Source organism: Metasolibacillus sp. FSL K6-0083, from assembly GCF_038630865.1.
Lineage (GTDB): Bacteria > Bacillota > Bacilli > Bacillales_A > Planococcaceae > Metasolibacillus > Metasolibacillus fluoroglycofenilyticus.
Window position 1 is genome coordinate 1,245,775 of record NZ_CP152046.1, and the last position, 20,812, is coordinate 1,266,586.

The following is a 20,812-nucleotide window of genomic DNA, read 5'->3' on the forward strand; positions in this document are numbered from 1 at the left end:
TCCCCCTAATTCTTTAAGTTAATTGTAGTGTAGTAATGCAAGTACCATCCTTATCAAAAGTAGAAAATTCAGATTCAACCAGCTTACTACCATGCTGTATTTTAATTTGATATGTTTGATTACGCAGCAACCATAAGTCAATAAATCCATTTACTCCCGTCTGCAATGTTTCATTTACAACAACATTGCCCTTTTAGTCTTCAATATAAATATCAAATTCTTCCTTGACTAACTCTCCTTGACAACCTGTTAAGCTATGGTTATGACAAGGATGTGTTTCATTTATGTAAGGTGCGATGGACACAAAAAACTCCTCTTTTGGTAACTCATAAACTTCCTTTTCTTCGTCATCGTTTGTCACAACTAACTGTGTAGCGGTAATAGACGCGGACTTTGCAGTGATATTGCGTGCCGTATAACCTTGCACCATTTCTTTTATTTCTGTTGCTTCAATTTTCTTCACTGCCTCCTTCTCTTGCGCGCACGCCGTTAATAAACTCCCACTCATTACTAGAGCTAAAATTAGCTTATGCTTCATTTTATTTCCCTCCATTTTCAACATCTTAATTCCATTTATACCCTATTCCCCACGCTGTTTTTAAAAACGTATCTGCTGGAAAACCAGCTTTTTTTAACTTCTCTCTTAAATTTCGAATATGGGAATCTACTGTTCGGATATCTATTTCAGTCTCATATTCCCATGCAACATTTAATAATTCTTCGCGTGCGGAGGTTTTAAAAGGTCTAGAAATAAGTGCTTTTAAGATATCAAACTCCTTGTATGTGAGCTGTGTCGTTAAATGCTCGTAGTGTAGGGCGTACATTTCCGTATCTAAAATAAACTTTTCAAAGCGAATAACAGCTTTTGAGGATTTGCTATTTTCTGAAGCACGGCGTAGTTGTGCATTCACTCTTGCTATTAATTCCCTTTCATCAAAAGGCTTAGCAATATAATCATCAGCACCTAAATTCAACCCTTTTACTAAATCAATTTTATCGGCACGTGCTGTTAGCATAATAATTGGGACATTTGAAAATTCGCGAATTTTTGCACATACTTGCCAACCATCCATATAAGGCATCATCACGTCTAAAAGGACAAGGTCAACCTCTTTTTCTTTCAGTATTTCGAGCCCTATTTCACCACTTGTTTCCTTCAAGCATCTCATACCCTGTGGTAGTAGGAAGAGTTCCACTAAATCTAACATCCTCTGCTCATCATCAATTAAAAGAACAGTATGCATTGTACTTCAATACCACCTTTAAATTGTAATTGTAAACGTACTTCCTTTTCCTTCTTTACTCTTCACTTCAATCGTTCCGCCAAGTGCTACAACGAGTTCCTTCACTACCGCTAAGCCTATTCCAGAACCTCCATTTGAACGAGAACGTGACTTCTCCACTCGATAAAGTTTTTCAAAAATATATTCAACCTCTTCAACTGGAATGCCAATCCCTGTATCCTTTACAGCAATAACTATTTTCCCATTTTTTTCTTCAGCCTGTAAAACAACAATTGAATCTTTATTTGAATATTTCAATGCATTATCCAATAGGTTTAGAACAATCTGCTCTAAGCGTGTTTGATCAGAATAAACTTGAAGCCGCTCCTCACAAGCTAGCTCTAGTTTTATTTCTTTTAAATTGTAAGAGGATGCAACAAGTTTACAAACATTTTCTAAAAATGGTCTGACAAAAAAAGTTTCTTTATATATATCAAATGTCGTCTCATTCATGCGAGCCAAATCCAATAAATTTTTCACTAAATCCTTCATACGATTTGCTTCTTCCCCAATAATTTCAATATAGCGTTGACGTTCATTTACGCTAATTTCCTCTCTCATCGCAATTCTTGAGTAACCTATTAAATAAGTAAGTGGTGTACTTAATTCATGTGCAATCGTTGCTAAAAACTCATTTCTATCGTTTTGCAAGTGTTCAAGGTCGTTCGCCAGCTTATGAATGGAGTGCGATAATTCACCAAGCTCATCCTTTCCCAAATTAGGCAAGCTCACTTTAAAATTTCCCTTACTTAATTTTTCTGTTGCTTCCTTCATGCGCATTAAAGGTCTCGTAATGATTTTTGATAGCATGACATAGATGATAAATAGTACAATAAAGCCTACAATGCCTGATAAAACAAAATGCATATTCATTTTATCTACCATTTGATTAAGCGAGTTTGTGTTTTGCAGCATAATCACAAAGTCCGAACGCTCTTCATCCACTTTATACGGGTGAACACTGACGATATAGGCAGAACTTCTCCAATCAGAGATAATGATGTCGTCTTTTTCAGTGTGAAGATTCTTAATGAAGAATTGATCGTCCTCCTGTACCATGTGTGAAGGGTTTGAGCTGCTTATAATATCACCATGTTTATTCGTAATCATCACTTCTCGATTGCCATTCTTCTCCATTAAAGAAATGTGCCTCAAAGTAGTTTCTGAATAATACCCAACAAGCACATCACGATGATTTGAACCATTTGCTAATAGTAAAGAAAACTCCTCCTCCACCCTTGTATTAATCGTGCTTTTATGAAGGAAGTACATCAGAATGGATTCCATTATTAGCACAACTAAAAAGAAGCTAATTGCTAATTTTGTAGATAATTTATTCACAACTGCTCCCTCCCAGCTAATCATGTAAAGACAAGTATAATCAATAAATATGAAAAAATTATGCAGAAATAAGAAAATTATTTCATAAGTAAAATACTTTCATGCTGAAGGTGTCTTACCTCATAATTTTTGATTAGTCTAGAGCCCTCTCCTTTATACTTCTGCCTGCCCCTTCTTCCTATTACCTGTAAAACAGCTGTAAAGAATTATAAATCCTTTTATTATTAAATTTTACAACGTGCTTAACCATTTGATTCGGTTCAACTGAAATTGTATCCTTCCCCCTGAAAGTTAGCAGGTGGCTCTTTACTATCTATCGAAACAGTTTTAAATGGCTAAACTAATTATAATTTTCTCAGGTTCCTATCCATATTAAAGAGGCTGTCCGAAAAGTGTATATCTTTTCGGACAGCCCCATCTCTCATATTAAATATTTGCTAAAAACACTCACTCATACGGCATTCACAATCAATTGTCACTGTTCTCACCGCAAAGAGGTTTTCTCAAAATGACTTTTCAGACAGCCCTTCTTACCTCCAGTCAATAGTTTTTAAGAAAATAATTAAAGTTTTGAAAAGACTTTTTTGTGAGGGTGGGGGTACCCCCACCCTCACAAAAAAATTGCGCATGCCAAAGAGACCTCACGAATTTTCTTTTTTTCGAAAGGTCATTGTGCTATAGTTAATTTACTTTGGTTACGATTTCTGAGCTGGTAGTGCGGACTCATAATCGTACAGAATGCCTTGTGTCATTAACTGAAACGTCATTTTCAGAAACTTATTGATACAGGCGACAATCGCAACCTTATGAGGCTTTCTCTGAGGTTGCGTTTTTAATTTATCGTAATAATCTACCAGGTGATTGTTAGTCTTTTTCCGTAACGTAATCATCGTACAAATCATAAAAAATAAAATCTTTCGTAGCTTCTTATTTCCTCTTTTATTGATACGATCACGATACTGCGTGTTACCCGATTGATAACGCATAATATCAATACCTACATACGCATTTAGTTGTTTCGCATTCTGAAAGCGGCGAATATCCCCTAATTCACCGATTAATCGGCAAGCTGTTGTATCGCCAACGCCCGGAATCGAACGAAGCACTTGGTATTCTTTGCGTTCCTGTGACATCTCCACCATTTGTTTCACAAGTGTTTCCTTCTTCTCAACTAAATCCATGATACGAGCTGCGTAGTCACGAATTTGATCACAACGAATATCGGTAGCTTTAATGGCTGGATAACTATTTTGAGCAGCCTCTAGTAAACATTCTGCTTTTGCCTTAGCACGTGCGAATGATAGGTTTTTTCGTGTATTGGCTTTTAACCGATTTTTAATGACTGTTTTCGAATGCGCCAGTAACAGGGCTGGATGTGGATAGAGCTGAACAATATTTAAAAACAGGGCCGAACTTGGTGTAATGAGTGCTTCCAACTCCGGAAAACTCAAATGTAATAACGCATGCATTCGACTTTTTAATCGCGTGATTTCTTCATCAATCTCATCATAATAACGTGTAAGTCCACGCATCTGTTCATAATAATCATCCTGCACATAGGTCGGCTCACGCTCCATTTTAAAATGGGTTTTCGCTAACTCATGCGCATCACTACTATCGGTTTTATTTCGACGCATCGAAGCCATTTGTAGATTCGCTTCAAGTGGATTCATCCGACAATAGGTGTAGCCATAATCGATTAGAAACGTTTCCAATGGTTTTGAATAAACACCTGTCGCTTCAAAAACGATTTCAGGTGCTTGACCGTCACGCTCCGCTATTTCTTTCATTCGCTTATGTAATTGTTCAAAGTCCATACGTGTATGATTCAGTTCACCTTCAAATTCACATTGACGATACGGATTATAAATCGCAATGGTACTTTTTCCTTTACTCACATCTAACGCAACCACATGTTTCATCATACTTTCTCCTTTTTAGCCAATCATAGAAGTCTTCACAGTGCCTTACCGATTCCATTTTCTTCTACACGATCTCTTGGACCCAACATACTAAACTGATTCAAATAAGGGTGTGAAGTCAGTCGGTTTTTAATACGGATTCTAAAATGATCCCAAGAGCTGTTCGACTTTCCTTCACTTCTACTATAAAAAAATAGTAGCACAAACCATGGCCTTGGTTTGTACTACTAATGTTAGTATGTTTTTTTTCTTATTCTCTTTGTACAGCTACAGCGTGTACAGGGCGCCCCTTATCATATACATACCATATCGCTTCCTTTTTATGGGGGTCTGTTGGCAAATAGACAACATGCTGCATATCACGCACTTCCGCTTTCGTCACAAGCATTTTTATCGGCTCATTAACCGTTATTTTTTCGCCTGCTACTGTATATATTCCTTTTTTCGCTAAGGTGCGCTCGGCGTAATTGCTAGCGATATGGTCAGCAAGCGCAGTGTGCACGCGCCAGTCATTTGATTCATTTAATGTCACAACAATAAAGTGTTTTTGCTCTTTTTGAAAATAGGTGGCAAGCGTGCGACCCGCTACTTTTGTATAGCCTGTTTTGCCTGCAACTGCGCCGTTATTTTCTGATAAAAGGCGATGCTTATTTTTCCAGCTTTGCTCGCCATTAAAAATAACGGTTGAGGCGATTTTTTTAAACTGTTCGTTGCGCATCGCGATTTGGAGCATACGCGCGGTATCATAAGCTGAGGAAAGATGCTCCTCATTGTGTAAGCCAGATGGATTGCTAAACTTTGTAGCCGACAAGCCCGCTAGCTGTGCGCGCTCATTCATTAAATAAACGAAGCCCTCCACAGAGCCTCCCACATGCTCGGCAAGCGCATATGCCGCATCATTGCCAGAGCGCAACATAAGACCATAAAGCAATGTTTCAATTGAATACGTCTGCCCTTTTTCCAAATAAATAGAAGAGCCTTCACTTAGTGCAGCGCGCTCTGAAATTGTCACCTTATCATGCAGCTCGCTGTTTTCAAGAACAATTAAAGCTGTCCATATTTTCGTTAAGCTTGCAATCGGTAATCTCACATGCTCATTCGCCCCCATTAGCATCCTACCTGTTTGCGCATCAATTACCGCATATGCGTGTCCTGCTGCCTGTGCTGAAGGCTGCAATAAAACGAAAAGCAATACGACACATAGCCACTTTTTCAAATATCCACTCCTTTAGTCATTAAATGCTTCTTGGAATTTCGTTAAAAATAAATCGGCTTCCTGCTCCTCTTCCATATCATGTCCCTCTGGTAAAGGTGGTAGCTCTGCTATGTCCTTCAAGCCGAAATAATTTAAAAATTCCTTCGTTGTACCATATAAAATGGCGCGTCCTGTTCCTTCTACACGTCCGACATCTTGAATAAGCCCCCTTGAAACAAGTGTTTGAATTGGTTTTTCACTTTTAACTCCTCGCAAATCTTCCACTTCTATTCTTGTAATTGGCTGCTTGTACGCAATAATTGCTAGCACTTCGACTGATGCCGCTGTTAATAGCTGGCTTGTTGGGTTATCCACAAGCTTTTTAATCGTTTCTGCCATTTCTGGTTTTGTTGTTAATTGATATGTACCCGCCAATTGTTTCAATGTTATAGCAGATGTCTTTGATTCATTATATTGCGTTGCAAGCTCACTTAGTCCTGCTTCAACATCCATAACTTCTACATCTAAATAATTAGCTAGCTGACGTACCGTCATCCCCTCATCTCCAACAACGAAAAGGAGTGCCTCAATTTTGCTCATCAACGTCTCCCGATTCATCATCGATTTCCTCCTTCTGTAAGAGCACTGTCAAATCCTCAAAATTACGCTGCTGTTCCACTAATACGACTTGGCGCTTCATTAATTCTAACAGCGATAAAAACGTAACAATTAAGGTTGACTTATCCTCATAAGGGAATAGCTCTGAAAATAGCGCACGTCCACCTGTTTTCTTTAAAGAGGCAACAACCGCATGCATTTTTTCCCGTATAGAAATTTCTTGCCTTGCTACTCTCGTTTGTAAAGGTTTTCTTAATTGTTTACGACGCAGTAGCTTTTGGAATGCTGCGAGCATATCATAAACATTCACATTCGCATCGAATAATGCCAGTTGCTCATCCGGCATAAATACAGATAAATCTGCAGGTGGACGCGTATACACCTGTGCTCGCTCTCCTTCGAGCACTTGTAGCTGAGTTGCTGCCTCTTTATATTTTTTATACTCAATTAGGCGTGCCACAAGCTCGTCACGCGGGTCCGCGCTGTCAAGCTCAAACTCCGCATCCTCCATCTCCCCTTCATGAATAGGCAGCAGCATTCTACTTTTAATTGCGAGCAACGTTGCTGCCATAACTAAATATTCACTTGCCTCATTTAACTCTAACACTTGCATTGCATGGATATGGTCAATATATTGCGCTGTTAATTCGGCCATCGGAATATCATATATATCAATTTCCAAACGATTAATTAAATGCAATAATAAATCGAGTGGTCCTGAAAATGCTTCAAGCTTTACTTCATAAGACATTTGATTACCACCTGTCGTTATATGTCGAGGTATTCTCCCTAGTCGTAAGCATATATTCGAGCTTCGCCAAGGCATAATTGTTATGATACTATTTTAATATGTATTTCGTAAAGAGGAAAGGTGAGTGTTATGCATCCATTATTCGTGCAATATTGCGCTTATTTCAATGGCAATGAAGATTACTTTGAATGCCATGAAGTGTTAGAGGAATACTGGAAGGAAATTGCACCAGGCGATAGACAGCATATTCTTGTAGGCTTCGTCCAACTAGCAACAGGCTTATATCATTGGCGTCGTGGCAATACAAATGGGGCATTGCGCACATTGCAAAAGGCAAAAAAATGCCTGCAAAGCAATTCACCTTTTTTCGACATGGTAAATCAAGCTGATGTCTTACAGAAGCTTTCAAAGTCAATTTATGCAATTCAAGCAGGCGAGACTTTTCAAGCATTTCAACTAACAATTATAAATGAACAATTCGCTCAGCTAGTTACGGTGCAAATCGCTCAGTTAGAGCCAGTTCCCCACACGTTTTTACGTGATAAACATAAGCTACGCGACCGCTCCGATATCGTTGCAGAGCGTTTGGAGAAGCTGAGCGCTAAACATAAAATGAAAGCAAACGGAGCTGTCCAAAAAGCCGTGCATAGCCGTCATTTTGGACAGTAGCGATGATGTTTCGTAAAATGTTGACACCTAAAAATAGAAAACGCCTCTTTTAAAAATGTGATGAACATTGGCTTTAGCAGTGTACTCCTTCAGTAAAAGGGAAGTGATGGAAACATTTATTTCCATGCGGGGGGGAAAAACAGGGCGACCAAAAAGCCGTGCATAGCTGGCTTTTTGGTCGCTGTCTGTGGTGTTCCTTCTAAGTGTTCGTCGATTAAAATAACAGGAGTTTTCTTTGAATATGGGAGAAGCACTGCGTCTAGCGGGTTTTCCTCCGAATGAAAGTGAAATTTTCACTGCATCGCAAGAAAAAGCTACCTTTTGCGACAGCCCTTCTTCACACCCTCTCTGTCATTATTCCTCATCTAATAAATGGCGTTGCAAAAATGGCGCAGTTTCATCATTATACTGCAAGCTATCATAACAGCCTAAAGCACGCAATTCATCAAGCATCTCAGCAGTAATTCCTTCGCCGTGATAAGAAGGGATAATGGAAATATGCTGAATTGTAGCTATCCCATTTTCTACAGCTACACCAATTGTACCAACAAATTCATCGTCCTGTTTCCATAAATAAAGCTGCCAATCTGGCGTCTGCTCATAATGCTGAACAATTTCCATTAATTGCTTTGAATCTTTGCAGTTCGGCATTAACGAAATTAAACCCATTGCAATTTTTTCAAACGCTTTTTTATATTTTACTAACATTTTTATATTTCCTCATTTTCTGCTATACGAAACGATTGTGCTCATTAACTAAAGAAAAGTGGAATGATTACAAAAATATAAATCAAACCCCAAAATAGTATAAATGATACTAATCCAATTAATAGTTTCCACTTTGATATTCTCAACGACTACTCACCCTTTTTCAATACTAACGGGAGATCGTTTTGCACAATATTATCATAGCTTTCACGTTGAATCGCTAGCTGGTGTTCACCCGCCTCTACAAAAACAACGGCTGGACGCGGCACACGGTTATAGTTTGAAGCCATTGAAAAACCGTAGGCACCTGTACAAAACATAGCTAAAATATCACCAGACTCCGCCTTTTGTAGTGCAGCATCGACCATCAATTTATCCCCAGATTCACAAAGCTTCCCAGCCACTGTATAAGTGCTGCTTTTCGGCGCATTTGCTTTATTTGCAATAACGGCCTCATACTTCGCATCGTATAGTGCTGGGCGAATATTATCGCTCATGCCACCATCTACCGCGATATATTCACGAATATTTGGCACTGTTTTTTGTGAACCAACCGTATAAAGTGATGTTCCTGCATCACCGACAAGCGAGCGACCTGGCTCAATCCAAATCTCCGGCATCGCTAATTTTAACGCAGCTGCCTCTGCTTGTACAGTGTCAATCATTTCAGCTACATAAATATGTGGCGCAAGTGGCTTATCTTCCTCAGTATAACGAATGCCAAAGCCTCCGCCCAAATTTAATACCGTGCATTCAAAGCCATGCTGCTCTTTCCATTCACCAATTTTTTTCATTAGCTTGCCAGCAGCTAGGCTAAAGCCATCTGTTTCAAAAATTTGTGAGCCTATATGACAATGTAAGCCTAGAAGCTGTAAAAACTTGTGCTCGCGTACTTCTTCAAAGGCGCGGTCTGCTTGCCCATTATTCAAATCAAAGCCAAATTTCGAGTCGGCTTGACCTGTCGTAATAAAGTCATGCGTATGTGCTTCTACACCTGGCGTTACACGTAATAAAATGCGCATCGGCTGCTGCTTTACCTCTGAAATTTCTTTGAGCAAGCTAATTTCATAAAAATTATCGACAACGATGCAACCAATTTTCGTATCGAATGCAAGTTCTAACTCTGTATATGATTTATTATTGCCATGGAAATGAATGCGTTCTGCTGGGAATCCAGCTTTAATGGCAGTATATAATTCACCACCTGATACAACGTCCAACGATAAATTCTCCTGTGCCGCTAGCTGATATGCCGCAATGCAAGAAAACGCTTTTGAAGCATAAGCGACCTCCGCCTTGATACCTAATTGCTTAAATGTATCAATAAAGCCTCTAGCACGCTCACGAATTAGTGCCGTATCATAAACGAATAGCGGTGTCCCGTATTCCTTTGCTAACGTTACTGTATCTACGCCACCAATCGTTAAATGCCCATCACTTGAAATGTCCTGTGTCCCATATAAATGCACTCTGCTCTCCTCCATTACCGCTCAAAAATAGTATATGAGAACTTTACCATAGGAGGGAACAAAAGTGCAATGTACATTATGCTCGTTTTCGCTGCTGTGCACCAACAATATACGGTCTAAGCGCATCATCAGACATTGGAAAACGAATAAAAACACGCATAAAGGCCTTTGGGAAAAAGGGAATGAGTGGCCACATATATGGTACTTTCATCGGACGCAATGCACATAAATACGAAAATATAATAAATAGTGCAATAAAAAACCCATTAGCCTCAAACAATGCTGTCATAATGAGTAAAAAAATACGGAAAACTTTAATGGAAATACTTAACTCATAATTCGGTATGGCGAATGTAAAAATTGCAGCAATCGCTGTATATAATACTACCTCGCTTGAAAAAAGCCCTACATCAATTGCAATTTGTCCAATAACAATTCCCGCAATTAACCCCATTGCGGTCGAAAGAGGCGTCGGTGTATGAATGGCCGCAATACGCAAATATTCAATTCCAAAATCTGCAATTAAAATTTGCAAAAACAGCGGTACTTCAGATGGCTCCGATATACCTAAAAAGGAAAGTGTCTCAGGTAATAAATGACTTTCCTTCGCAAATAAATACCACATTGGAAGTAATACTAAGCTAAGCAATGCTGCAAAGTAACGTAGAAGCCGCATCATCGAGCCAATTAGCGGTGCTTGACGATATTCCTCTGCATGTTGTAAGAAATGGAACATCGTCACTGGCATCAACATAACAGAAGGTGATGTATCAACAACAATCGCAATATGCCCTTCTAATACATGCGCTGCCACAATATCCGGTCGCTCCGAATAACGGACGAATGGTAACGGATGAAATTTTTGCTTAAACAGCCACTCCTCTAAAGATTTATCCGCCATCGTTAAACCATCATGCTCGATTAATTGAAAGCGTTCCCGTAACCAGTGAAGATGTTCTTCATTTACTAAATCCTTCATATAGCAGAGCGCAACATCGGTTTTTCCTAGCTTAGAAATTTGTGAAAGCTCAAAGCGCAAATCTCCACTTCGAATTCTGCGTCGAATCAATCCTGTATTTTGCATAATATTTTCCGCAAAGCCGTCCCGCGACCCACGAATGACCTTCTCGTTATCAGGCTCCTCTGGATTGCGCCCCGGATAATTACGAAACTCTGCACAATAACAATAACCATGTGATGTTACTAGACCAACTCGACCGCTTAATACTCCTAGCAAAAAGTCCTCAAGTGTTTCTACTGGCTCTTTTCCATGATGGTTAAAATGCGCATCGAAATATGCGGGCTCATCCTCAATATGCTCCCGCTCCTCAAATTGCAATTCCGCTAGTAAATTTGATAATGTTTCACTATCTACTAGCCCGGAAATATAAACTGAGAGCACTTCCATATTGCGTACAAAAACCGGCTTTATACAAACATCAAACGATTCGCCCTCCCCTAAAACCTCCTTCAAATGTTGCTGTGCCTGCTCTAAAGATGTAAAAAGCTGATTCGTCATTTTTTCACTGCCTTTTTCGTAGTTGTCACATCCATCCATTGCTTCAGCTGTGCTAATATTTTTTTCTCTAAACGCGATACTTGCACTTGCGAAATGCCGAGACGCTCTGCTATTTCAGTTTGTGTTAAATCTGCAAAATAGCGTAAATAAATAATCGATTGCTCTCGTTTATCTAACTTTGTAAGCATTTCCTTCAGCGGAATATACTCAAACGGAAGCTGCGACTTTTCGTCATACATTTGGTCCATTAATGTAATGGAGTCCCCATCATTTTCAAATAGCTGCTCATGTAAAGAGGCTGGGTCACGCATCGCATCCGCTGCAATTAAAATGTCATCCTGCGTCACACCTAAGCGCTCTGCTAGTTCCGAAATGGAGGGCGGCTTTTCATTCGTCTTCATATATTCCTCTGTCGCATGGCGAATTTTATAATTTAATTCACGAATGGAACGACTAACCTTTACCATACCATCATCGCGTAAAAAGCGTTGAATTTCGCCAATAATCATTGGCACTGCATATGTGGAAAACTTTACTTCATAGGATAAATCGAATTTATCAATAGATTTCATTAAGCCAATACAGCCAATTTGAAATAAATCCTCTAGCTCAACACCTCGCGAGGAAAAACGTTGCACAATCGACCAAACAAGTCGTGTATTACCTTCAATCATCCGCTTTCTCGCTTCAATATCCCCTTGCTGCGAGCGTTCAATTAATGCTCGCATCTCCGCCTGCGTCAACAATACTTCTGAAGACTGTTCGATTGTCCCCACCCCTTTACATGACTGACGCATGTGCTGATGATATTTTTTTTGTAAAAACGACGCTTGTCCCCTCGCCTACAACAGACTGCACAACAAGTTCGTCCGCGAAGCTTTCCATAATTGTAAAGCCCATGCCTGAACGCTCCAAAGCCGCCTTTGTCGTAAATAAAGGTTCCATCGCCTGCGCAACATCACTAATTCCTTTACCATAATCTTGAATGCTCACTTGCACGGTATCACCTGTCAATGTTGCCCGCACTGTGACAACACTTTTTCCATCCTCCTCGTAGCCATGAATAATCGCATTCGAAACAGCTTCTGAAATAATGGTTTTTAATTCAGACAGCTCGTCTACCGTTGGATCAAGCTGTGCAATAAAGCTCATAATTGCCATTCTTGCTAAACTTTCATTCTCACTTTTTGCAATAAATGATAATGTCATTTCGTTATCCATGAACAATCCCCCTTATATGTGAAATCGCTGCCTGTTCATCTGCATGCATAATATATGGCGCAAGTCCAGAAAATTGGAATATTTTCTGCATTGTCGATGAAGGGTTTAAAATGATAATTTGACCACCCACGATGCTAAGCTCCCGCATTCTTCCCAATATTAGGCCAACACCTGAGCTATCCATAAATTGCAGACCAGCCAAATTCCAAATGAGTGTTGTCACATGTCCCTGCAGTATCGTTCTCGAAATTTGAGCCCGCACCTTTTCAGTTTCATGATGACCAAGCTCTCCGTATAATCGAATAATGGCAATCTGCTCCGGGTACACCGTAATTTCATAATTCATAATACTTCGCCTCCTCGTCTAATCGCTAATTCTACGACGAGCGACTTTTCCCTTCACATCTGACAAAACTAGTGCCACTTCGCTAAAACTAGTGCCTATACGTCAAAGTATGGGAAAGCTGCATGATTTTTAAACATTAAATTTGATTTTTATCACATATAAAAGAGCTTTTTTAGAGAGCTTTTCAATCTTTGATGTTTTCTTTATTTTTAGGGGGTTATGTTACTAGGGTTATTCCTCATTTGCACATAAAAAGCCTATAAAATCGGATTTGCTCCGATTTTATAGGCTAGATTATCTACTATTTTGTAATAATCGCTTCAATCAACTTTGGGGCAGCGACTGGCTCCTGTGTCAAATGAATATGCGCATAAATTTTTTCGATGACATCATCGATTTGCTCACGGTTTGCGTGGATTGTCACAAGTGATTCGCCCGCTTCTACATAATCACTAACTTTTTTGCGTAGCACTAATCCTACTGCTAAATCGATTTCCGATTCCTTTGTTGCACGCCCTGCGCCAAGTAGCATCGCTGCTGTGCCAATATCATCTGCTTCGATTTTTGCTACGTAGCCTGCTTCCTTCGCCACAAGCTCCGTTACATAAGCAGCCTTTGGGAGCTGCGCTGGTTCATCAACAACAGTGGCATCTCCACCCTGTGCTGTGATAAATTTTTTCAATACTTCAAGTGCTGCGCCATTTGCCACAGCTTCCTCTAGCATTGCACGCGCTTCCCTGATTGTTGCTGCTTTACCACCAAGCACGACCATTTGCGAGCCAAGCGTATAACAAAGCTCGTTCAAATCTGCTGGTCCATGCCCTTTTAGCGTATCAATTGCCTCTTGAATTTCAAGCGCATTGCCAATAGCATATCCAAGCGGCTGGCTCATATCTGAAATAATGGCCATCGTATTACGACCAACATTGTTGCCGATACGTACCATCGCTTCAGCAAGCATTTTCGCATCATCGGCTGTTTTCATAAAAGCGCCATCACCTGTTTTTACATCAAGTACGATGGCATCTGCACCTGCTGCGATTTTTTTCGACATAATCGAGCTTGCAATTAATGGAATGCTTGATACCGTTGCTGTTACATCACGCAATGCGTAAAGCTTTTTATCAGCAGGTGTTAAATTGCCACTTTGTCCAATAACAGCCATCTTAATATCATTTACTTGCTGCGCAAATTGTTCATTCGTTAGCTCAACATGAAAGCCAGCAATCGCCTCTAATTTATCAATTGTACCACCTGTATGTCCTAAGCCTCGACCACTCATTTTAGCAACAGGAACACCTACAGCAGCTACCATCGCTGCTAATGGCAATGTCGTCGTATCCCCTACGCCACCTGTCGAATGCTTGTCTACTTTAATGCCATCGATTTCTGTTAGCTTGATTTGTTCGCCAGACTCAACCATTGCCATCGTTAAATCAGCTAATTCATGATCAGCCATTCCTTGGAAATAAATCGCCATTAACAATGCACTCGCCTGATAGTCTGGTACGTCACCATTCGTATAGCCGTTAATGAAAAAACGAATTTCCTCTGTCGTTAATGTTTGACCATCCCGTTTTTTCTCTATAATATCTACCATTCTCATTAGTCAAGCCCCCCTATTTCAATCGTTGCAAAAAACTTGTGCCAAATTCAGGTGCAGCGATTTTAAAATTGTCAGCAATTGTTGCTGCAATATCTGCAAATGTTTCGCGTAATGATAGCTCTGCCCCACCATTAAAGCGCGGTGAATAAACGATTAAAGGTACGTATTCACGCGTGTGGTCTGTGCCTGGGAATGTTGGGTCATTGCCGTGGTCGGCTGTAATAAGCAATAAATCATCTTCACCTAATTTAGATAATACCTCCGGCAAGCGACGGTCGAATTCCTCTAGTGCCTCACCATAACCGATTGGGTCGCGACGATGACCGAAATTGGCATCGAAATCGACTAAATTTAAAAAGCTCATACCTCGGAAATCACGCTGTGCTACTTCTACCATTTTATCCATGCCATCTGTATTATTTTTCGTACGAATTGACTCTGTCACACCATCGCCGTTGAAAATATCGGAAATCTTCCCAATTGCAATGACATCCAATCCTGCATCCTTCATTTCCGCCATCGTTGTGCGACCAAACGGTGTCAATGCGTAGTCGTGTCGATTAGCCGTACGTGTAAAGTTACCTGGTTGACCAACAAACGGACGTGCAATGACACGCCCTACTAAATATTCAGGCTGCAATGTTAATTCGCGAGCAATTTCACAAATTTTATAAAGCTCCTCTAAAGGGATTATTTCCTCGTGTGCTGCAATTTGTAACACAGGGTCAGCAGATGTATAGACGATTATTGCGCCTGTTTCCATATGCTCTTGTCCAAAGTCGTCAATGACCGCCGTACCACTCGCAGGCTTGTTACACAATACTTTACGTCCTATACGCGCCTCTAATTGTGCAATTAACTCCTGTGGAAAGCCGTCTGGGTACACTTTAAATGGCTTGTCAATGTTAAGCCCCATGATTTCCCAATGACCAGTCATTGTATCTTTCCCTACGGACGCCTCTTGCATCATGCCATAATATGCTTTTGGCTCGTCTACCTTTGCAATACCTTGTAGCTCTCGAATATTTGATAAGCCTAAACTTTCCATCGTAGGCATCTTTAAACCATTCATTTCTTCTGCAATATGACCTAAAGTATTTGAACCAACATCGCCAAATTTATGTGCATCCGGTGCTTCCCCGATGCCTACTGAATCCATTACAATTACATGTATCTTTTTAAACGCTTTCATTAATTGCACGACCTCCTTCTTACTATTATATATTTTACCAAAAATAATTTAAAAATAAAGGTCAGACATCCGACTGTGTGAAATTTTTTAATTTTCCAAGCTATTTCACTTAGATTTATGGTCAATTACGCCCGAGGATGAAATTGCTTATATACTTCTGATAATCTTGTTTTGCTCACATGTGTGTAAATTTGTGTTGTCGAAATATCTGAATGACCTAACATTTCCTGCACCGCCCGTAAATCTGCTCCATTTTCAATTAAATGTGTTGCAAAGGAATGGCGCAGCACATGCGGCGTAATTTCATGTTGAATATTTGCCTGCCGTGCATGCTCTTTCAATAGCTTCCAGCAGCCTTGTCTAGTTAATCTTTTCCCTCTACGATTAATAAATAACGCGTCAGTTTTTGGATATTTGCCCTGTAGCTCATAACGTGCTCGACCTAAATAATTTTCACAGGCAGCAATCGCACCGCGACCGAGTGGAATAATTCTTTCCTTCCCGCCTTTACCAAATACACGCACAAAGCCCATCGTTAAATGAATATCGGTAATATCAAGCTCAATGAGCTCACTAATGCGCATCCCTGTTGCATATAACAGCTCTAGCATGGCGACATCGCGAACTCCCTGTGCCTTTGAAAGGTCTGGGGCCGCAATCAGTGCATCAATCTCTTGTGTTGAGAGAACTTTTGGTAGCTTTTGCTCCAATTGTGGCATTTCAAGATGCACAGTTGGGTCAGTTGTCGTTACTTTTTCCCTTAATAAAAATTGATGAAACGACCTGATTGATGAAATATGACGCGCAATTGTACGCGGTGTTTTACCTGCTGCACGCAGCGCCTCTAAATGCAATAAAATAATTGCACGCGTTACTTCGTTGAAGGATGGTAGCTGCTGTGCCTGAATAAATGCAGCATAGCTTGCTAAATCTCGCTCATATGAGACGAGCGTATTGTCAGATAATTGACGCTCTACGCGAATGAAATGAATATAATCTGCAATCGCATCTTGAAATACATTCGTCATTAAATCCCTCCTAAAATTTAGGTAGAAATGAAAAAGGGCTGTCAGGAAAGGCAAAACCTTTTCCAACACCCTCCGCTTCTATAATCAATTATGCCCCGGCTAGTTTTAGTCCAAAATCCCCTAAAATCTATATCATTCGCCTGAGGTTGGTTACTCAGTCGTTACCACAGGACATGGTGTTCTAAGACTGAGTTCCTCTTTGTCAGCAGGTGTCCTGCCACACACTGAAAAAAGTTAAACATTTACTTCTGTGCAAAAAAGCTGTCTTAAAATAACTTTTTAGACAGCTTTCTTTCTACTCACTTGAATCTTCATTGTCTTGGCATCGCCAACAAATACCATGAAATGTTAGTCGATGATCTTTAATGATAAAATTCCATCGTTTTTCTACTACTGCTTCTACATCTTCTAATAAGTCTTCTTGAATTTCATCAACTGCACCACATTCAATACAAACTAAATGATGGTGAAAATGTGCTGCTCCTTCTTGTCTCAGGTCATAACGAGATACACCGTCACCAAAATTGATTTTATCAACAATTTTTAGCTCAGTTAATAATTCTAACGTACGGTATACAGTCGCTAAGCCTATTTCAGGAGCTTTTTCCTTTACTAGCAAAAAAACATCTTCTGCGCTTAAATGATCTTCTTCATGTTCAAGCAGAACGGCCACTGTCGCTTCACGCTGTGGCGTCAACTTATAGCTAGCACTATGCAGTTGTTTTTTAATACGATCAATACGGCTCTCCATGTGACGCCCTCCTAAACTCCTCTTATTATACCAAATGAGTAAAACGACTGACAAGTTAATGATGCTTTATCTAAATAATTCATTTGCTATCAGTATAAAATGACCTTTCAGCCCATGGATTGTTAGCTTCATCAATCGAGTTTTTTTACAGGCTGTTATTCCCAATATGGCGACTCTAGCATTGATATGGAAATCTTATAGCCTGCAATCTATTTAAACACATACGATATAACAAGCATTTCTAATAATGCAAGTATGCAAAATAATAGTATAATTGCTAGCATTCGTCTATATGTCGCAGTACCTTTTTTCGCAAAACGCATCGGTCTTTTCGTCGAAATACCTAAACAAATCATTAATAGTAAAATACAATAAATGAACTGAAAAGGAAACCACCATATACCGTATGCAAGTAAAGATTTTTGTTGCGTCAATAAATACATGGAGCTAAACCCTAGAAACGTCGCTCGTAACGCAATTAACCATTTTGCCACAAATGCGCAAAAAGGATGTGTTGCAAATAATAGTACAACCGCAATTGCGAAACCCACTGGTAATATCGTTTGCATGACGCTAGGTGCCTCTTCTTGCAATATACGCCCGTCCATTAGCTGAATGAGTGCAATTGCTTGCTCTAAGCTAAATATATAAAAACAAGCAACCCCACTTAAAAAACCAACGACAATCATACTTGTTAATTGTATTATAATGCTTGTCCGCAAATTTCAGCCTCCTTTACAACCAACTTATGCTAGTCCAAGGCTGATATGCAAATATGTTAAAATCGTTTTCTATGCATTATTTTTGATTTTTTAACCACATTACAGCATAGGCGGTTTTCGCATCATAAATAGCGCCACTCGTCATCATTTCCTCTGCTTCTTCTAACGTTACTTCCATTAATTCCACAAATTCATCATCATCAAGAGCAGCCTTTTCCTTTAATGGAATAAGCTTACGTGCTACAAATAAATGAATTAGCTCATCCGCAAAGCCAGGCGAGGTTGCGAATGTTTGTAAATATGTAAGTTCCCCGCATGTGTAGCCCGTTTCTTCTTCAAGCTCTCTCTTCGCTGTCACTTCCGGCTTTTCCCCTGGTTCTAGCTTACCAGCAGGAATTTCTATAATTGAGCGCTCTAGTGCCTTGCGATATTGCTCAACAACTAATAATTTGCCCGCATCCGTCAGCGCAATAATTGCGACTGCCCCAGGATGATTCACCACTTCCCTTTTTGCCATCTCACCATTTGGTAACAGCACATCATCTACTTTCAGCGAAATCACTCGCCCTTTAAAAATAGGCTGTGATAAAACTGTTTTTTCTTCAAATTTATTCAAATTGATTCGCCCCACTTGTCGCACAAGATAAATCCATTGTAACATTATATATAGAAAGGTGTGTATTCCATGAAAAAAAGAATTGTGGGAACGAGTAATATTGAAATTTCTGAGCTTAGCTTAGGCTGTATGTCCTTGCCAGCAAATATCGGTGAAGCCCAGCCTATTATAGAGGCGGCACTTGATGCAGGCATCAATTATTTTGATACAGCAGATTTATATTTGCAAGGCGAAAATGAGCGCATTGTTGGCGAAATTTTAAAGCCTCATCGCCATAACGTCATTCTCGCTACGAAGGTCGGCAATCGTTTTGAAAAAGGGCAAGAGGGCTGGTCATGGGACGCTTCCGCAAGCTATATAAAAAGTGCTGTAAAAGATAGCTTAAAGCGGCTACAAACAGATTATATTGATATTTATCAGCTACATGGTGGAACAATAACAGATGATTTAGATGCAGTGATTGATACATTTGAAGAATTAAAGAAAGAAGGCTTCATTCGTGCTTATGGTATTTCCTCGATTCGACCAAATGTCTTTATGCCATTTGCCGAAAAAGGGTATGCACTTAGTAATATGATGCAATATAGCCTGCTTGATCGAAGAGCAGAAGAATGGTTTTCAGCGCTTACAGCAAGCGGCGTTTCTGTTGTTACACGCGGCTCTATTGCCAAAGGCTTATTAACAAAAGAGTGGCGCTCTCGCTTGCAAGATTATATGAGTTATTCACAACAGGAGCTTGCAACACTACTAGCAGATTTAGAAGCTAGGTATGGTTCATTACATAGCTTAGCACTAGCTTTTAACTTACAGCATAAAGCCATCGCTTCAACCGTTATTGGAGCAAGCACAAAGCAACAATTGCTGGAAAATATTGCTGCTTACTATGTAATAAAAGATTTACCTGCAATTGATGGGATAACAGAACAGATAAAGAAGGATATTTACACAGAGCATCGATGAAAAAATATATTTTCCTTCTAGTTGCTGCGCTCGTCATCGTTGCATTGTCATCCAATATGAGCTATCAGCAACAAACAATTGTACCTGAGCTTCGCGTGTTATTAGCGAATAAGCCCTTTGAAGAAACGCTAAGTCTATTTAAAATTCCTTATTGGGGCACTATTATTTCCGTGGAATCAAGAGGGTATTTTTATTTTGTAGAATTTTTAATTCGGAAAGCCACACATTTTATTGGCTTCGGTATTGTTGGAGTTATTCTTTATTTACTTTATCGCAAGCTTACATGGTTCTTCCCCGCTATGATGGCAGTGGCAACGGTATTTTTAATCGCCTCACTAGACGAACTTAGACAAGCCTTTTCTCCTGGACGTACAGGTGTCTTTTCAGATGTTTTGCTCGATAGCTTTGGTGCATTATTTTTCGTCGTTATAACGGCTATTATTGTACGCCTCTTAAAAAAATAAGGAGAGGAGCGTCCCAAAGGCAGTACTTCCCCTGCTTTTGGGACGTTTCGTTTGTCTTTGATAAAAAAGCAGGTAACTCATTTTAAAATAAAATAATGAAAACCCATTTTTCGCTGTAACAAAGAATAACTCAACTTTTTAAATGCCCCCGCTCCGCCTTTTATTTAATATTTCGAGCCTTTATCGCCGTACTGCTCTAGCAGCTCCTCAAAGCTCATATTTTTCTCACGTTGCTTGCGCTCAAAAGCAAGCCTTGCTTGACGCTCTTCCTCAGCAGCCTGCTCTTTATCTACAAGCGCCTGCTTCGTTGCCTTTAGCTTTGCAAGCACATCGCCACCTAGCTGCTCCTGCAATGTCGGTGCTTTTTCTTGCTCAAGCCTCGGCTGTGCTGCCTGCTTTTGACCAAATTTCTTTTTAGCCATTTTTTTCAC

22 protein-coding genes and 1 pseudogene are annotated in these 20,812 nt (G+C 39.9%); 3 read left to right on the forward strand and 20 right to left on the reverse strand.

The annotated features are described in order from the left end of the window. Positions 1-13: 13 nt before the first annotated feature. The 7 genes and pseudogenes from MHB51_RS05975 to MHB51_RS06005 form a co-directional block, all read right to left on the reverse strand. Positions 14-538 (reverse strand): annotated as a pseudogene (locus MHB51_RS05975) (CueP family metal-binding protein). A 25-nt stretch (positions 539-563) separates the two neighbouring features. Further along, positions 564-1,244, reverse strand: coding sequence for a response regulator transcription factor (locus MHB51_RS05980; RefSeq protein WP_342559217.1), 681 nt, complete (start codon positions 1,242-1,244; stop codon positions 564-566). 18 nt (positions 1,245-1,262) lie between these two features. Further along, positions 1,263-2,624 (reverse strand): HAMP domain-containing sensor histidine kinase, encoded by a 1,362-nt coding sequence (locus tag MHB51_RS05985; protein ID WP_342559218.1) that lies wholly within the window; start codon positions 2,622-2,624, stop codon positions 1,263-1,265. Between the two features lie 695 nt (positions 2,625-3,319). Next, entirely contained in the window at positions 3,320-4,546 is a 1,227-nt protein-coding gene (locus MHB51_RS05990; RefSeq protein ID WP_342473200.1) for an IS110 family transposase, read from the reverse strand. A 250-nt stretch (positions 4,547-4,796) separates the two neighbouring features. Then, positions 4,797-5,762: a D-alanyl-D-alanine carboxypeptidase family protein gene (locus MHB51_RS05995; protein WP_066171048.1), complete on the reverse strand. Its 966-nt coding sequence runs from the start codon at positions 5,760-5,762 to the stop codon at positions 4,797-4,799. 12 nt (positions 5,763-5,774) lie between these two features. Next, positions 5,775-6,362 (reverse strand): SMC-Scp complex subunit ScpB, encoded by a 588-nt coding sequence (gene scpB / locus MHB51_RS06000; protein WP_107942367.1) that lies wholly within the window; start codon positions 6,360-6,362, stop codon positions 5,775-5,777. Further along, positions 6,328-7,110, reverse strand: a complete 783-nt coding sequence (locus MHB51_RS06005) for a segregation/condensation protein A (RefSeq protein WP_066171054.1) — start codon at positions 7,108-7,110, stop codon at positions 6,328-6,330. The genes scpB and MHB51_RS06005 overlap by 35 nt, the downstream gene beginning before the upstream one ends. 129 nt (positions 7,111-7,239) lie before the next feature. Between MHB51_RS06005 and MHB51_RS06010 the strand changes: the two genes are divergently transcribed. Then, positions 7,240-7,779 (forward strand): DUF309 domain-containing protein, encoded by a 540-nt coding sequence (locus MHB51_RS06010; protein WP_342559471.1) that lies wholly within the window; start codon positions 7,240-7,242, stop codon positions 7,777-7,779. A 354-nt stretch (positions 7,780-8,133) separates the two neighbouring features. Here the strand turns inward: MHB51_RS06010 and MHB51_RS06015 are convergent, their stop codons facing one another. The 12 genes from MHB51_RS06015 to MHB51_RS06070 form a co-directional block, all read right to left on the reverse strand. Next, positions 8,134-8,487 (reverse strand): GNAT family N-acetyltransferase, encoded by a 354-nt coding sequence (locus MHB51_RS06015; RefSeq protein ID WP_107942364.1) that lies wholly within the window; start codon positions 8,485-8,487, stop codon positions 8,134-8,136. A 149-nt stretch (positions 8,488-8,636) separates the two neighbouring features. Then, a complete protein-coding gene (gene lysA / locus MHB51_RS06020; RefSeq protein ID WP_342559219.1) occupies positions 8,637-9,956 on the reverse strand; it encodes a diaminopimelate decarboxylase in 1,320 nt (439 codons plus the stop codon). 76 nt (positions 9,957-10,032) lie between these two features. Then, a complete protein-coding gene (locus MHB51_RS06025) occupies positions 10,033-11,475 on the reverse strand; it encodes a spore germination protein (protein ID WP_342559220.1) in 1,443 nt (480 codons plus the stop codon). After that, positions 11,472-12,272, reverse strand: coding sequence for a SigF/SigG family RNA polymerase sporulation sigma factor (locus MHB51_RS06030; RefSeq protein WP_082799117.1), 801 nt, complete (start codon positions 12,270-12,272; stop codon positions 11,472-11,474). The genes MHB51_RS06025 and MHB51_RS06030 overlap by 4 nt, the downstream gene beginning before the upstream one ends. Beyond that, entirely contained in the window at positions 12,256-12,696 is a 441-nt protein-coding gene (gene spoIIAB, locus MHB51_RS06035; protein WP_066171071.1) for an anti-sigma F factor, read from the reverse strand. Before spoIIAB ends, MHB51_RS06030 begins: the two co-directional genes overlap by 17 nt. Beyond that, the gene (locus MHB51_RS06040) at positions 12,689-13,042 is read right to left on the reverse strand and encodes an anti-sigma factor antagonist (protein ID WP_107942360.1); all 354 of its coding nucleotides are present in this window, start codon (positions 13,040-13,042) and stop codon (positions 12,689-12,691) included. Before MHB51_RS06040 ends, spoIIAB begins: the two co-directional genes overlap by 8 nt. 301 nt (positions 13,043-13,343) lie before the next feature. Beyond that, positions 13,344-14,648 (reverse strand): pyrimidine-nucleoside phosphorylase, encoded by a 1,305-nt coding sequence (locus MHB51_RS06045; protein WP_342559221.1) that lies wholly within the window; start codon positions 14,646-14,648, stop codon positions 13,344-13,346. Positions 14,649-14,661: 13 nt separating this feature from the next. After that, positions 14,662-15,840, reverse strand: a complete 1,179-nt coding sequence (gene deoB / locus MHB51_RS06050; RefSeq protein WP_342559222.1) for a phosphopentomutase — start codon at positions 15,838-15,840, stop codon at positions 14,662-14,664. 125 nt (positions 15,841-15,965) lie between these two features. Next, positions 15,966-16,868 carry a site-specific tyrosine recombinase XerD gene (xerD, locus tag MHB51_RS06055; protein WP_066171083.1) on the reverse strand — a complete coding sequence of 301 codons (903 nt, stop codon included), beginning with the start codon at positions 16,866-16,868 and terminating at the stop codon, positions 15,966-15,968. Positions 16,869-17,163: 295 nt separating this feature from the next. Next, positions 17,164-17,619 carry a Fur family transcriptional regulator gene (locus MHB51_RS06060; RefSeq protein ID WP_066171088.1) on the reverse strand — a complete coding sequence of 152 codons (456 nt, stop codon included), beginning with the start codon at positions 17,617-17,619 and terminating at the stop codon, positions 17,164-17,166. 209 nt (positions 17,620-17,828) lie between these two features. Then, the gene (locus tag MHB51_RS06065; RefSeq protein ID WP_107942358.1) at positions 17,829-18,341 is read right to left on the reverse strand and encodes a hypothetical protein; all 513 of its coding nucleotides are present in this window, start codon (positions 18,339-18,341) and stop codon (positions 17,829-17,831) included. Positions 18,342-18,417: 76 nt separating this feature from the next. Then, positions 18,418-18,957 carry an NUDIX hydrolase gene (locus tag MHB51_RS06070; protein WP_342559472.1) on the reverse strand — a complete coding sequence of 180 codons (540 nt, stop codon included), beginning with the start codon at positions 18,955-18,957 and terminating at the stop codon, positions 18,418-18,420. 69 nt (positions 18,958-19,026) lie between these two features. Here MHB51_RS06070 and MHB51_RS06075 point away from each other — a divergent pair, with 69 nt between their 5' ends. Together MHB51_RS06075 and MHB51_RS06080 are read left to right on the forward strand one after the other, a co-directional pair. Continuing rightward, positions 19,027-19,917, forward strand: a complete 891-nt coding sequence (locus tag MHB51_RS06075; protein ID WP_342559223.1) for an aldo/keto reductase — start codon at positions 19,027-19,029, stop codon at positions 19,915-19,917. Next, entirely contained in the window at positions 19,914-20,381 is a 468-nt protein-coding gene (locus tag MHB51_RS06080) for a VanZ family protein (RefSeq protein ID WP_066171100.1), read from the forward strand. Before MHB51_RS06075 ends, MHB51_RS06080 begins: the two co-directional genes overlap by 4 nt. A 164-nt stretch (positions 20,382-20,545) precedes the next feature. Here MHB51_RS06080 and MHB51_RS06085 read toward each other — a convergent pair whose 3' ends face one another. After that, the gene (locus MHB51_RS06085) at positions 20,546-20,803 is read right to left on the reverse strand and encodes a YqkE family protein (RefSeq protein ID WP_066171103.1); all 258 of its coding nucleotides are present in this window, start codon (positions 20,801-20,803) and stop codon (positions 20,546-20,548) included. Positions 20,804-20,812 lie beyond the last annotated feature (9 nt).